Origin of the sequence: Terribacillus saccharophilus (assembly GCF_002272745.1) — a bacterium.
Taxonomy (GTDB): domain Bacteria; phylum Bacillota; class Bacilli; order Bacillales; family Amphibacillaceae; genus Terribacillus; species Terribacillus saccharophilus_B.
On the sequence record NZ_NPBD01000002.1, the window covers coordinates 379,463 to 394,436 of the forward strand.

Sequence of the window (14,974 nt, forward strand, 5' to 3'; positions counted from 1 at the left end):
GTAATAATGCGTACAGCAGAAAAAGCTCGAAAAACATTCGAAACAGACATCAATATGCAAGTGAATCTGGATGATAACAGCAATATCTTAATCAATACAGGAGTCGGTTTCTTTGATCATATGCTGACACTGTTCGCAAGTCACGCTAGAATCGGGCTCGTGGTAGAAGCAAAGGGAGACTTACATATCGATAGTCACCATACCGTGGAGGATACCGGCATCGTGCTAGGTCAGCTGGTGAAAGAAGCACTTGGTACGAAAGAAGGTATCAATCGCTATGGCAATGCGTTTGTACCGATGGATGAAACATTAGGCTTTGTAGCCCTGGATATCAGCGGGCGTCCTTTCCTTGTGTTTGATGCGGAATTCGAAAATCCTAAACTGGGCAACTTTGATACAGAGCTGGTACGCGAATTTTTCCAAGCGTTTTCAGTACACGCAGGTATCACACTGCATGCAAAGGTTCATTACGGATCCAATACGCATCACAAAGCGGAATCTTTGTTTAAAGCACTTGGCCAATCGCTGGCTGTTGCAATTAAGGTGAATCCAGATATCAAAGGTGTCAACAGTACGAAAGGGATGATTGAATGATTGCAATCGTCGATTACGGCGTCGGTAATGTCGCGAGCGTTGCAAATGCCTGTAAACAGTTAAGATATGAAACGATCCTGACTGACAAAAAAGAAGAATTTGAGCAAGCAACACATATCATCCTGCCAGGTGTTGGATCATTCCGCGCTGCCATGGAGGAGATTGAGCGGCGGAACCTACGCGGACTGTTGTTAGAACTAGCTGCCCAAAAGCCTTTTATCGGCATTTGTGTCGGCATGCAGCTTTTATTTGAAAAAGGGTTCGAACATGGCGAAACAGAGGGATTGGGCCTCATTCCAGGAACTGTTGATAAGATAGAAACGACTCACTTGCTGCCTCATATCGGCTGGAATAGCTTAGAGGTAAGTGACAGCTTCCCGACATATAAAAAACATGACGGCAAGCATGTTTACTTTGTGCATAGCTACCAGGCGAACACACCCGAAGAATACATTGTTGCCAGCACGGAATATGGCACCCAAATTCCTGCTATCGTACAAAATGGGACTATTTGCGGTATTCAATTCCATCCGGAAAAAAGCGAAAAAGTAGGTCAGTTCCTTCTGCAGAGCGTGTTTGAAAGCAGTCAGCAAGCCTTTAGCAAGGAGGAAAGCATATGATCGCAAAACGTATTATTCCATGTCTGGATGTGAAAGACGGAACAGTCGTAAAGGGAACGAATTTCGTCTCCTTGCGTGAACTAGGTGATCCTGTTGCCATGGCTGCGGCTTATTCGAAAAGCGGCGCTGATGAAATTGTGTTCCTCGACATCTCTGCAACACATGAAGGACGGGCAACGATGATGGATATCGTCCGCCAGACGGCATTACATGTGTTCGTCCCTTTCACAGTCGGAGGCGGTGTTCGCTCGCTTGATGATATGACGACCATGCTGCAGGCAGGGGCGGATAAAGTAGCTATCAACTCAGCTGCTGTTGCAGAGCCGGCACTTATCACGAAAGGAGCAGAAAAGTTCGGTTCACAATGTATCGTTGTTGCCATCGACGCTAAACGGTTTGAGGATGGCTGGCACGTCGTAACGCATGGCGGGCGTAAAGACACCGGTATTGATGCTATAGAATGGGCGAAGGAAGCAGAGGCAAGAGGAGCAGGGGAGATATTGCTGACAAGCATGGATGCTGATGGCGTGAAAACCGGTTACGACCTGTCGCTCACGAAAGCGATAGTCGATGAAGTCCGCATACCAATCATCGCATCTGGAGGCTGCGGCAGTCCTGAACATATAACAGAAGTATTCCAGGAAACAGATGTATCTGCAGCTCTTGCAGCGTCCATTTTCCATGATAAAACCTTCAGCATCGAAGAAGTGAAACAAAGCTGCCAACAGGAAGGGGTACGTATTCGTGAAGCCTGATTTTAGCAAAGGACTTGTCCCTGCGATCGTGCAGGACAGCCAGACAAAACAAGTACTCATGCTTGCCTATATGAATGAAGAAGCGTATGAGAAAACAGTGGAAACAAAAGAAACATGGTTTTATTCCCGCTCGCGAGAGGAGCTTTGGAATAAAGGTTCAACCTCTGGCAACTTTCAGCAAGTTATTGATATGAAGCTGGATTGTGACAATGATACAATTCTGATCAGTGTCATACCAAAAGGACCAGCCTGTCACACTGGGAAAGTTAGCTGTTTCTTCAACGAAACTCCGATAACTGGTGATTCAGAGAAAGAAGCGAATATTTTCAAGACTATTATGGATGAAGCCGAAGACCGGAAAAAGCATCCTGTTGAGAAATCCTACACAAATTACCTATATCAAAAGGGTGTCGATAAAATTGGCAAGAAAGTGATTGAGGAAGCTGGTGAAGTCGTCATCGCTGCAAAAAATGATGATCCAGAGGAATTGATTAATGAAGTAAGTGACTTGCTGTACCACAGCTTCGTTTTGCTCGCTAATCAAGGAGTAAGTCTGCAAGAGGTAGAAGCAGAGCTGGCACGCCGGTTTCAGAAGAAAGGCAATAACAAAGGAGAGCGTCCGCCGATAGAAGAGTGGTGACAACATTCCGAAAAAGGTTATAAAGAAATCGACCAGTTCATTCAAATAGAAACGAATAAACTGGTCGATTATTGTAGTTCGCAAGATAGTACCATTCGATTAATGCTTACCTTCTGTAAGAATCGATAGTAAAGTTGTGGTTTTTCTTAATCTTTATTCTTCTGCTTTGTACACGAAGTAATCAAAATCAGCATGCAGTCTTTGACCAGATGTATCTTGACACTGCATTCCAACAAATGCTCCAGTGAAGAAACCACCACCTTTAATATAATCATCGGACAATTTATAGGAAGGGAGTGTCACAGGGACTTCTGTCCAATTATCTCCATCGAAAGAATAAGCATATCTATAAATGTTTGCGCTTACATTACATCTTAAATAAATATAGTCTAGGTCAAGTGGAACGGTGATTTGATTATCTAGGAGAGGCTGTTCGAAAACAAAATTATCACATGTCGTTAGATCCAGGATCCTTCCTTTATTTTCATCCCAAGTAATCTGAAATGCTGTCCAATTTTGCGTATTATAATAATTAACCAGTCCAGCTGCTTGCTGAAAACTACTTGGATTGAATGATATCTTTGTTTCTGCAGTAAAATTAAAATGCTGCCACCTTCTCGCAATGAAGGCTTGTGTAAATTTCGAAGTGAGAGATTCTCTGCCATAAAGTCTTAAATGTCCTGGGTTATCTAGTAATGTTGCTATTTTCTCATCGAGTGGAATACGAAGTGACTGGAAATGAAGATTTAAAGAATCGGTATCGAAATCATCTATCACATCGGAGTCACTGTTCCATTTTACTTCCTTTATCGCTGGTCCTTCTATCTCTAAAGATGGTTGATTACCGCCAACTACATAGGGCCAATCATTATTCCATTCCAAACGTTGAATTGCAGTTTCTCGGCCGAGCGGACAGTAACCACGCGGATCCAACAGCGGTTTATCTGGTTGTCGTAAAGGCCGTCCAGTTAAGTGAACTAAAAACCATTCATCAGTATGAGTATGGACAATGGAAGCGTGTCCAGCTTTTTGCAACGGATTTCTTGGATAAGGAAAAGAAGTAATCAAAGGGTTCTGCGGATGAACTTCATAAGGTCCAAGCAAATCTTTTGAACGAGCAATGGTAGCTTGGTGGTCGTATTTGGTTCCTCCTTCAGCCGTTAAAAGATAATAATATCCGTTTATTTTATATAGGTGTGGGGCTTCTGTCAGCTTCACGTCTGTTCCTTTGAAGATGATGTCTTTTTTGCCTACTAGTTTTTGTTCATCAACGCTATATTCTTGAAGTACTATGCCATGAAAGTTATGATTGCCAACTCGATGATCCCAGACCATATTTACAAGATATTTTTTACCATCGTCATCATGGAACAAGGAAGGATCAAATCCGGAACTGTTCAAAAATATCGGGTCGGACCATTCACCTTCTACTGTATCACAGGTAACCAAGTAATTATGACAGTCCTTCCATTGACCATCCACTACTTTAACATCGGAGTAAATCAGCCAGAATTTATCATCATAATAGGATAGGGCAGGGGCCCATACTCCTCCGGAATCAGGATTCCCAATCATGTTCAGCTGACTAATCCGATTAAGAGGCCTTGATACCAGCCGCCAATTCTTTAATTCTCTGGAGTGATAGATACCCACGCCGGGAAACCACTCAAATGTAGATACAGCAACATAGTAATCTTCTCCTGACCGGCAAATACTCGGATCGGGATTAAACCCTGTCAAAATTGGATTTTGAATTGTTGTCATTTGTATAACCTCTCTTTTCTTAAGGATACGGAATAACAAGCAGCTTAAATATCTTGAATGTTGATAGCCAAGAAATTCTCACTGGCATAGGCAGATGCCCCTAAGGCAGCTGAATAACGAGACAATTGAGAAAAACAGATATTCAAATCTTTTTGATGTGTACGAAGCATTTGTTTTTGTTTCTCTTTTATGGATTCTCTTAACCAGTTACCGGAAGAGGCTAGGCGATTTCCAACGATAATCTGTTCTGGGTTGAAAATATTGATGATATTGTTAATTCCTATACCAAGATAATTGCCAATTTCCCGGAAGATGTTAATCGCAACTGGATCACCTCCTTCAGCTAGTTCATTCAGCATCTCAAGGGAGAGCTTTTGTCCTTCGGCTGGACGGATCCCTTTTTCTGCTGCACTATTAACTAATGCCTTTTCAGATGCATACAATTCCCAGCAGCCTTGATTACCGCAACGGCATAAAGGACCGTCCACTTCTATTGTCATATGACCGAGCTCCCCTGAGAAACCATTGTGGCCTTTATAAAGTTCACCATTTAGGATAAGACCAACACCGATCCCGATACCTACACTTATGTAAATTAAATTATCAGAGGATTGACCAGCTCCAAATTTCTTTTCGCCGTACGCACCTGCATTTGCTTCGTTTTCAATTAAAACAGGAACATCATATTTTTCTTCTAAATACCCTCTCAAGTCTTTATTTCTCCAATTCAAGTTTGGGGCAAGTAAAATTTCGCCTTCTGTACTTACTGTTCCTGGTACACCAACACCTATCCCTACAAGACCATAAGAACTTGGAGGCATGGATAGAAGCAGGGAGTCGATTATCATGTTTAATTGGATCTGAATTTCTTCATAAGACAAATCATTAAAATGAGTGATTTTTTCAGTTGTGATATTTCCTTGCAAATCTGTCAGTATACCAAGAATATAATTCACTCCAATATCAACACCGATAGAGTAGCCTGCAAGGTGGTTGAATAAGAGCATAACAGGACGCCTTCCACCGCTTGAAACACCTGGACCTGATTCCAAAATCAAATCTTCCGAAAGAAGTTCACTTACTTGGGAAGAGACAGTTCCTTTATTCAGACCAGTTTTATTTGCAATATCTGCTCTAGATATAGGTGTATATTCTTGAATAGTTTGTAAAACCAAAGATTTGTTTCCTTTTTTTACAACATGCTGATTAAAGGTTTGAGATTTCATTTGCTTGCTCCATTCTGCTATTTGAATATTTCCATTTTAACATCATTTATTTATATTATAAACTTAGTTCAGCCACTAGACAAACATTGTTTTCGATGATAAACTAATTTCAGCAACACAACCATTCCAAATGAATAATGGGGGTATTACAATTGAGTAAAAAGAAAGCGGTTACAATTTTCTTTGCTATTTTTTCCTCGTTGTTGTTGATCAGTGGGTGTTCGGGTTCTGATGGTGTGTCAGGTTCTGGTGAGAAAACGATTGAATTTATGCATCTATGGCCAGAAGGCAGCTCTAAGCAGCATAATGAAATCGTAAAGGAGATTGTCGCCGATTTTGAAGCAGACAATCCGGATGTGAAGGTTAAGTTGGAAGTTCTTAGTAACGAGCAATATAAGGATAAGATTAAAGTGTTATCTACTTCCAATGAATTACCTGATGTCGGTATGACTTGGGCTGCAGGTTATTTAGAACCTTATGTCGACGGTAAGAAATTTGCACCTTTAGATGATTTACTTGAAGGCGATTTAAAAGACAGCTTTGTTTCCGGAATACCTGAAGCATACGAGATTGAAGGTAGTACCTATGGATTACCGCTTGAATTGAATATGGCAACTGTGTTCTACAATAAAAAGATCTTTGAAGAGAATGGTTTGGAAGCGCCGAAAACATATGAAGAGTTTCAGGATGCAGTAGAAACACTAGCTAAAAATGGAGTGGCTCCAATAGCTTTAGGCAATAAAGATCGTTGGACAGGATCTCTATGGTACATGTATTTCGCTGACAGGATCGGTGGGGGAGATGTCTTAACAAATGCTATCAACCGTTCAAGTTCTTTCACTGATCCTGCATTGGTTTCTGCAGCTGAAGAAGTTCAGAATTTGGTTGATAAGGACGCATTCGTTAAAGGATTCAATGGACTTTCAGATGAGGAAGCAAAAAGTATGTTTATGAATGAACAGGCTGCTATGTATTTGATCGCAACTTGGGATCTTCCGAATTACACAACAAATGAAGATGTACCTCAGGAGTTCCGTGATTCTGTCGGTTACTTTCCTTTCCCAACAGTTGATGGAAAAGGTGAAACGAACAGTTACGTCGGGGGACCAGGAGTAGGATTATTTGTTGCTGAAGATTCTGATGTGAAAGAAGAAGCGAAAGATTTTACAGCATTCTTCGTGAAGGAGTGGGGCGAGAAATCTGTTACAGAAGCAGGGGTTATTCCTGCTACTAAAGTAGATGCCGCCTCGCTAGATTTGCCCGATATGTATGTAGATGTACTTGATGATTTGAACAATGCAAGCAATATTACATTATTTGCAGATGTCCAAATGAATGCAGATGTTGCCCAAACCCATTTGGATATGATCCAATCACTATTTGGTAAAGAGGTAACACCCGAAGAGTTTGCCGAGAAGCATGAAGAGGCTCTATCAAAATAATTCTCAAAATCAACGGATGAAGAGGGCAAGCCTATAGCTGGATTGCCCTTTTTTTATAAAAAGGAGTTGATCACTATGAACAGAGTTATGTCTAATAAATGGATAATTGGGATGTACATCCTTCCGGCATTTTTGCTGATCAGTATTTTCATTTTTATTCCTCTGCTATTGTCCGGATACTATGGCTTAATGGACTGGGATGGTATTGGTGCCATGAAGTACATAGGTATGGAAAACTACTTTAATGCCATTCAGGATGGTCTTTTTTGGCAAAGTGCCTTTCATTCTTTCATGCTTGCGTTGTTTTCAGCTGTCAGTTTAATCGTATATTTGGCAATATCGTTGGTTCTTGCATCAAAGATTAAAGGCTCCAATCTACTGAGAAAGATTTATCTAATTCCGATGTTATTATCTTCGGTAGCAATAGCACAATTATGGATTAAAGTATTTAATCCTTCCAACGGTATTTTAAATAGCATATTAGTTAGCCTTGGGGTGGATAATCCACCAGCGTGGCTTGCAGAGCCAGCCGTAGTGTTGTATGCCATCTTTATTCCGATACTTTGGCAATACGCTGGTTTTTATATATTGATCTATTATGCAGCATTGAAAAATATACCAGAGTCTATTGTTGAGGCAGCTAGAATCGATGGAGCTACTCCTTTTCAGATTGCATTTAAGATTAAACTACCATTGATAATGGGTGTTGTAAAAGTGACAATCGTACTTGCTGTTGTAGGTTCACTAAAATACTTCGATTTAATTTACGTTATGACAGGTGGCGGACCTAATGGTGCTAGTGAAGTAATGGCTTCCTATATGTATAAATTAGCGTTTTCCAGTAATGATTTCGGTTATGGTAGTGCTATTGGTTTCTTATTATTAATCATCACATTAATCGTTACTGTCGTTGTCCGAAAGGTTACGGCGTCTAAGGAAGAACTTCAATATTAAGGGGAGGTTATTGCATTGAAAAGAGTCGGATACATGCTTCTTTATGTCTGTTTAATTGTAGTAGCAGTGTTTCAAGTATTTCCAGTTTTGTGGCTATTTCTCTTTTCGTTAAAGAATAACCAAGAAATCTTTTCTAAGTCTCCATTTTCCTTACCATCTGAGTTTAGATGGGAAAATTATTTAAAGGTATGGGATAGCGGTATAGGAAGTTATTTCTGGAATAGTGTTTGGATTACAGGAGTAGCAATTGTTTTCACAGTGTTATTAGCAAGCATGGCTGCTTTTGCGATTACTAGGATGCAATGGAAGGGGAGTAAACTGGTTCTGGGGCTATTTATGGTAGGTTTGATGATTCCTATACATTCTTCCATCATTCCTTTATTCAATATGTTTTTGAATGTGAATATGATAGACAATCCATGGTCAATCGTCATTACTTATACGGCTTATAATTTGCCGATTACTTTAATGATCCTATTAGGGTTCTATTATACATTGCCCCGGGAAATAGAAGAGGCGGCTATAATGGACGGCTGTTCGGTTCATCGGATATTCTTTAAAATCATCTTCCCGATGACGATCCCTGTCATATCTACCACAGTGATAATTAACATGATCTATAACTGGAATGAGTTTGTGTTTGTGAATACATTTATTAGCTCAGATGAATACAAAACACTGACGGTCGGAATCCAAAATTTCATCGGACAATATATGACGGATTGGGGAGCAATTGGGGCAACTCTTATCATTAGCATGCTGCCGATACTGCTTGCCTTCCTATTTTTCAGCAATAAAGTGGTAGAAGGAATTTCTTCTAGTGCAGTTAAAGGGTAACAAAGGGAAAGAGCAATCCTCTTATGGATTGCTCTTTTTACGTAGTACTCTTCTTTCTCATACTAGTAAAGGCATGAAGGCTAAGCCACATAGTGATAAATGCATAGGAACTGCCGCCAAATAGAAATGCCAAGGAAGGGAGCACGTACATGATCGATGTTAAGGAAGCGAGGCAAATAAGAATTAATAAAGTATGCAAAGGATGAATCAACATGATGAGAAAGGCATTCCTGATGATTGTTCTTACACCTGAATCGTAATGAACAAAAGTCGGAAAAAGATAGAACAATAGAAGTAAGGAAAAGAGGATAAATACCAGCAATGGGATATGAGTCCAGGTCAAGGATGTTGTAAGGATGTGCATATACCAGAAATCAATAACAATGATAATAGAGAGCACTGTAACAAAAACCCCTAATCGGTTACTTTTCCAAAATTCCCTTCTGAAATATGTCCAAAAAGAAGGGAATAAAGCAGAACCCGATTCTCCTTTTAACCAATCTCTAATGATGGTAAACATTGCGATAGTAGAAGGGAAAAAGCCAAAGATAAAACCGCCGGCAATTGTAAACAGTATCCATAGAACATTCAGATATGCAAAGCGAGTGATCCATTCAAATATTTGATATAAGGAACTGCTGAGTCTATTCAATGCAATACCCTCCCTTATTCTAGTTAGTTTTAAGTCAGGAAATAAAAAGGTTATGAAAGCACTTACATTATAAAATAAAAAAATACTAAAGTATATGATTATCTGACGAATAATTATGAGTTGGGAAATCAAAAAAACTTAGTTTATCGCCTAGACAAACTAAGTTTTCAGTGATATCATCAAATGGAAATAAAGTAAGCAGAGAAGGGGAGGCTTAAAAAACATGAAAAAATGTAAGGGCTTACTATCATTATTGCGAATCGGTATGCTTGTAATAATCTTGTCTGCCTGTGGTCAAGATGCAGGAAATGAAAGCGCTAACAATGGTGAAGGTCAAGATAATGATGACAATCGATTAAAGATTGGCTTGTCTGTTTCCGACTTAACGCTTGAGCGTTGGCAGCACGATCGTGACTTTTTTGTGGAGAAGGCTGAAGAACTTGGTGCGGAAGTTCTTGTACAATCAGCTGATGGAGACGAAGCTAAGCAGCTTTCACAGATTCAAAATATGCTGTCCCAAGATATTGATGCACTTGTAATCATTGCAATCAATTCAGACGCTCTTTCCACAGTTGTTGATCAGGCTAAAGCAGAAGGAATCTCTGTACTTTCTTATGATCGATTAATTAATGGTACAGATATAGATGCGTATGTCTCTTTTGATAATGTACGTGTAGGAGAAATGCAGGCAGAATATCTGGTGGAACAGGTGCCAACAGGTAAGTACTTCTTAATGGGAGGTTCTCCTACTGATAATAATGCCAAGTTATTCAGAGAGGGTCAGATGAATATCCTGCAGCCGTTAGTCGATAGTGGGGATATTGAAGTTGTAGGTGACCAATGGGCTAAGAACTGGGATGCCAATGAAGCTCTAAAAATAATGGAGAACGCATTGACTGCTAATAAAAATGAAATAGACGCTGTTGTCGCTTCCAATGACAGTACTGCTGGTGGTGCGATTCAGGCACTTGAAGCTCAGGGACTGGACGGTAAAGTTGCTATATCCGGTCAGGATGCCGATCTAGCTGGAGTACAGCGAATTGCAGAAGGTACACAAACAATGACTATCTATAAGCCTATTAAAGAGATAGCAACAAAGAGTGCTGAAGTAGCAGTGCAGCTTGCAAAGGGAGAAGAAGTAACAGCTGATTCCAGCATTAATAATGGAACAATGGATGTGCCATTCATCAAACTAGATCCAATTCAAGTAAATAAAGATAACTTGGTAGAAACTGTTATCAATGATGGATTCCACACATTTGATGATGTATACAAAAACGTCCCGGAAAGTGAACGACCAGCATCTCCATAATAAAACACGTAAGTTATCTGTATCATATCTGAAGAGTTCAGATCGACGGTAAGTGGGATTCTGCTGCTGTATAGGTAACTCTTGCTGGCATCCCAATAAAACAACTGACTTAAGGAGATGACACCAGGCATGTTTGCACTTGAAATGAAAGGTATTACAAAAGAGTTCCCAGGTGTACGTGCTTTAGATAATGTAACATTTTCCGTAAGAAAAGGAGAAATACATGCACTGTGCGGTGAAAACGGCGCTGGAAAATCCACATTAATGAAAATACTCAGCGGAGTATATCCACACAATAGTTATAGTGGACAAATCTATATCAATGGAAAGGAGGCAGAGTTTAAGTCAATTAAAGAATCTCAGGAAGCTGGGGTAGGGATTATTTATCAGGAGCTAGCGCTAGTGGAGGAGATGTCGGTAGCAGAAAATCTGTTTCTTAGCCATGATCTAATGCGACAAAAAATCGTTAATTGGAACAAAATTTACTCTGAAGCTAAAAAAAAGCTAGCAGAAATCGGTCTGAATATAGATCCTCAAGTTAAAGTAGGTGACCTGACTGTAGGAAAACAACAGTTAGTGGAAATTGCAAAAGCATTAACAAAGAAAACAGAGATATTGATTCTTGACGAACCGACGGCTGCATTAACAGAAAGTGATGTAAAGGTATTGATCAATTTACTGAATGACTTACGGGACCAAGGAGTAACTTGTATCTACATTTCTCACAAATTAGGAGAGGTTTTAGAGTTAGCTGATACCGTAACCATTCTACGTGATGGAAAAACTATTAGTACAGAACTGATTAAGGATATGACAGAACAAAAAATTGTATCCAAGATGGTCGGTCGTGACTTAACAGAGCTTTTTCCTTATGAGCCGCATGCAATTGGAAGAGAAAATGTTTTGGAAGTCATAGATTACTCTTTTACTGATGAATCAGGCAAAAAATTGATCTCAGATGTGTCTTTTCGCCTTCGAAGAGGAGAGATTCTAGGGTTTTCGGGTTTAATGGGGGCTGGACGTTCGGAATTGTTCGTTAGCTTGTTTGGAGGTTTGAAAGGTAAGAAGAAGGGATCTGTCCTAATAGAAGGGACAAAGAAAAATATTACCCAACCTTCTAATGCCATTAAGCACGGAATGGCCTACGTATCAGAAGACCGGAAGCGATATGGGCTTGTATTGGGTATGGAAATTACAAAGAACACAACGCTTGCTGCTCTTAATAAAGTAATGAAGTTTAAAGTGATCGATGCAGCATTGGAAGTCAAAAATGCAACCATGGTAACTGATAAAATGAAATTGAAAGCTCCTAATCTAGAAACGAAGGTTGGCCAGTTAAGTGGCGGAAATCAGCAAAAAGTAGTACTAAGTAAATGGCTAATGAACAATCCAAAGATACTTATTCTCGATGAGCCTACCAGAGGGATAGATGTCGGAGCCAAGTATGAAATCTATAAAATTATCAATGAACTCGCCAAGGAAGGAGTCGGTATCGTCATTATTTCTTCAGAGCTCCCCGAAGTAATGGGTATGTCTGATCGAATTATCGTTATGTCTGAAGGGAAAATCACAGGTGAATTCCTACGGGCCCATGCCACTCAAGAAAAAATCATGACTTGTGCCACAGGAGGGAAGCAAAATGAACAGTCCACTTCCATCGGCTAAAGGTGAATCAGGAAAACAACCTAAATTAACTTTTAAGTTGGACTTACAAGCATACACACTCATTATTGCATTAGTATTGATTGCTGTGATTTTTAGTATCTTCACCGGTGGGGAGTTTCTATCATCAAGAAATATTTCCAATTTATTCACGCAAATGTCAGTGATAGCTGTACTGGCAATAGGAATGACATTGATTATAGTAGCAGGTCATATTGACTTGTCGGTTGGATCTTTGGTCGGATTGCTTGGCGGGATTGCCGCTATATTACAGGTATGGCATGGATGGGGAACAATACCTGTCATAATTGTGACTGTGATTGCCGGAGCATTGCTAGGTTTATGGCAAGGATGGTGGATTGCATATCGGGCAGTGCCTGCTTTTATTGTAACTTTGGGTGGAATGCTGGTTTTTAGAGGAATACTGATTGGAATTAGTAAAGGGCAAACCGTTGCTCCTATGAATGAAACCTTTAAACAAATAGGAAACAGCTATCTCCCATATGTATTAGGATACATCCTTGCGGTGATCAGTATTGCATTGTTAATCTATGGTACTTACAGAAACCGTTTTAAACGAAAGCAGTTAGGATTAGTGATTCCTGCAGGCATCATAGATTATGGAAAAGTATCGTTATATTCCTTTTTTATTCTACTTGCCACCTATATGTTAAATCGCTACTTAGGAATACCTGTCCCTATCTTCATCGTAATAGTACTGGCAGCGATTTTCATCTTTATATCAAACAAAACGGCATTCGGTCGTTACGTGTATGCTATTGGTGGAAATCAGGAAGCTGCTGCACTATCAGGTATCAATATTAAATGGAATACACTTTGGGTATTCATCACGATGGGAGCTTTGGCGGGCATAGGTGGGATTTTGCTGACAAGCAGATTGAATGCAGCAACTGTAAGTGCAGGTGATATGTATGAATTGGATGCTATTGCTGCCTGTGTCATTGGAGGAACAAGCCTTATGGGAGGAAAGGGAAGAATCACCGGAGCTTTGATTGGTGCTCTGATAATGGCTAGTATCGATAATGGCATGAGCATTATGAATATAGAGGCGTTTTGGCAATACATCGTAAAAGGTCTCATTCTCATTCTGGCAGTTTGGGTAGATATATCAAGTAAAAAATAATAGGAGGCAATAAAGATGGCTTATTTTGAAAACGTTAGCAAAGTTGTATACGAAGGTGCTGCATCTACTAATCCTTTAGCGTTTAAGTTTTATGATCCTGAAGAAAGAATTGCTGGCAAGACGATGGAAGAGATACTTCGGTTTGGTGTTGCATATTGGCATACCATGACGATGGATGGCTCAGATCCATTTGGAGACGGCAATATGCAGCGACCGTGGGATAAGTTTTCCGGCATGGATTTGGCTAAGGCTCGTGTTGAGGCTGCATTTGAGTTCTTTGAAAAACTGAATGTACCATTCTTTTGTTTTCATGACGTAGATATTGCACCTGAAGGAAATTCACTTGCTGAAACGTATCAAAATCTGGATTCAATTGTTTCCATGATAAAGGAATATATGAATACTAGTAAAACAAAGCTTCTGTGGAATACAGCGAATATGTTTACACATCCACGCTTTGTTCATGGAGCAGCAACAGCTGTTAATGCGGATGTGTATGCTTATTCCGCTGCCAAGGTGAAGAAGGGGCTTGAAGTTGCGAAGGACCTAGGAGCAGAGAATTATGTGTTCTGGGGCGGACGTGAAGGTTATGAAACGCTATTGAATACAGACATGAAGCTTGAGCAGGACAATCTTGGGCGCTTCTTCCATATGGCTGTCAATTATGCAAAAGAAATTGGTTTTACAGGACAATTTTTGATTGAACCGAAACCAAAAGAGCCGACAAAACATCAATATGATTTTGATGTAGCCACCGGCTTAGCTTTCCTTCAAAATTATAATTTACAGGATCATTTTAAATTTAATATTGAAGCAAATCACGCCACATTGGCAGGTCATACATTTGAACATGAACTGCGGGTGGCGCGCATTAATGGATTGTTGGGTTCTGTTGATGCAAACCAAGGTGATTCATTGCTTGGTTGGGATACAGATGAATTTCCTACAGATTTATATACTACTACGTTAGCGATGTATGAGATCTTGCAAAACGGCGGGCTTGGTAAAGGAGGATTAAACTTTGATGCGAAGGTACGACGTGGTTCATTTGAAGCAGATGATCTTTTCCACGCGCATATTGCGGGAATGGACAGTTTTGCAATTGGTTTAAAAACAGCGCAAAAACTAATAGAAGATCGAGTTTTGGAAGATTTTATTACATCTCGTTACAGCAGCTATGCAAGTGGAATTGGAAAACAGATAGTGGAGAACGAAACGGACTTCCATAAATTGGAGGAGTATGCACTTGGATTGGGGGAAATTTCAAATACTTCTGGTCGTACGGAACAGTTAAAAGCAACAATTAATCAATATCTACTAAACGTTCTATCTAAATAGAGCAAAAAAAGATATACCAGATGATTTGTAGCTT

Annotated in this window: 14 protein-coding genes; 11 read left to right on the forward strand and 3 right to left on the reverse strand. The window is 40.0% G+C overall.

What is annotated here, in order from left to right; all coding sequences use genetic code 11:
• Nucleotides 1-6 precede the first annotated feature (6 nt).
• From hisB to hisIE, 4 genes are read left to right on the forward strand one after another with little or no spacing between them, the layout of a single operon-like run.
• Entirely contained in the window at nt 7-594 is a 588-nt protein-coding gene (hisB, locus tag CHH58_RS03715; protein WP_095227182.1) for an imidazoleglycerol-phosphate dehydratase HisB, read from the forward strand.
• Complete coding sequence (gene hisH, locus CHH58_RS03720) at nt 591-1,214, forward strand: imidazole glycerol phosphate synthase subunit HisH (RefSeq protein WP_095227181.1); 624 nt, start codon at nt 591-593, stop codon at nt 1,212-1,214. Before hisB ends, hisH begins: the two co-directional genes overlap by 4 nt.
• Complete coding sequence (gene hisF, locus CHH58_RS03725; protein WP_095227180.1) at nt 1,211-1,969, forward strand: imidazole glycerol phosphate synthase subunit HisF; 759 nt, start codon at nt 1,211-1,213, stop codon at nt 1,967-1,969. The genes hisH and hisF overlap by 4 nt, the downstream gene beginning before the upstream one ends.
• A complete protein-coding gene (gene hisIE / locus CHH58_RS03730; protein ID WP_095227179.1) occupies nt 1,959-2,609 on the forward strand; it encodes a bifunctional phosphoribosyl-AMP cyclohydrolase/phosphoribosyl-ATP diphosphatase HisIE in 651 nt (216 codons plus the stop codon). Before hisF ends, hisIE begins: the two co-directional genes overlap by 11 nt.
• Before the next feature lie 153 nt (nt 2,610-2,762).
• Here the strand turns inward: hisIE and CHH58_RS03735 are convergent, their stop codons facing one another.
• Nucleotides 2,763-4,373, reverse strand: coding sequence for a glycoside hydrolase family 43 protein (locus CHH58_RS03735; protein WP_095227178.1), 1,611 nt, complete (start codon nt 4,371-4,373; stop codon nt 2,763-2,765).
• Between the two features lie 44 nt (nt 4,374-4,417).
• Nucleotides 4,418-5,599 carry an ROK family transcriptional regulator gene (locus tag CHH58_RS03740; RefSeq protein ID WP_095227177.1) on the reverse strand — a complete coding sequence of 394 codons (1,182 nt, stop codon included), beginning with the start codon at nt 5,597-5,599 and terminating at the stop codon, nt 4,418-4,420.
• A gap of 152 nt (nt 5,600-5,751) precedes the next feature.
• Between CHH58_RS03740 and CHH58_RS03745 the strand changes: the two genes are divergently transcribed.
• From CHH58_RS03745 to CHH58_RS03755, 3 genes are all read left to right on the forward strand, one after another.
• The gene (locus CHH58_RS03745; RefSeq protein ID WP_095227176.1) at nt 5,752-7,041 is read left to right on the forward strand and encodes an extracellular solute-binding protein; all 1,290 of its coding nucleotides are present in this window, start codon (nt 5,752-5,754) and stop codon (nt 7,039-7,041) included.
• A gap of 75 nt (nt 7,042-7,116) precedes the next feature.
• Nucleotides 7,117-7,995, forward strand: a complete 879-nt coding sequence (locus CHH58_RS03750; RefSeq protein WP_095232696.1) for a carbohydrate ABC transporter permease — start codon at nt 7,117-7,119, stop codon at nt 7,993-7,995.
• A 15-nt stretch (nt 7,996-8,010) separates the two neighbouring features.
• Entirely contained in the window at nt 8,011-8,832 is an 822-nt protein-coding gene (locus tag CHH58_RS03755) for a carbohydrate ABC transporter permease (protein ID WP_095227174.1), read from the forward strand.
• Nucleotides 8,833-8,869: 37 nt separating this feature from the next.
• Here the strand turns inward: CHH58_RS03755 and CHH58_RS03760 are convergent, their stop codons facing one another.
• Complete coding sequence (locus tag CHH58_RS03760) at nt 8,870-9,484, reverse strand: YesL family protein (protein ID WP_095227173.1); 615 nt, start codon at nt 9,482-9,484, stop codon at nt 8,870-8,872.
• 223 nt (nt 9,485-9,707) lie between these two features.
• On the opposite strand from CHH58_RS03760, the gene xylF reads away from it, so the two are divergent.
• From xylF to xylA, 4 genes are all read left to right on the forward strand, one after another.
• Nucleotides 9,708-10,796, forward strand: a complete 1,089-nt coding sequence (xylF, locus tag CHH58_RS03765) for a D-xylose ABC transporter substrate-binding protein (RefSeq protein WP_095262037.1) — start codon at nt 9,708-9,710, stop codon at nt 10,794-10,796.
• Between the two features lie 129 nt (nt 10,797-10,925).
• Entirely contained in the window at nt 10,926-12,461 is a 1,536-nt protein-coding gene (locus tag CHH58_RS03770) for a xylose ABC transporter ATP-binding protein (RefSeq protein ID WP_095227171.1), read from the forward strand.
• A complete protein-coding gene (locus tag CHH58_RS03775) occupies nt 12,436-13,602 on the forward strand; it encodes a sugar ABC transporter permease (RefSeq protein WP_095262038.1) in 1,167 nt (388 codons plus the stop codon). Before CHH58_RS03770 ends, CHH58_RS03775 begins: the two co-directional genes overlap by 26 nt.
• 15 nt (nt 13,603-13,617) lie before the next feature.
• Entirely contained in the window at nt 13,618-14,940 is a 1,323-nt protein-coding gene (gene xylA / locus CHH58_RS03780) for a xylose isomerase (protein WP_095227169.1), read from the forward strand.
• The last annotated feature ends 34 nt before the right edge of the window (nt 14,941-14,974 follow it).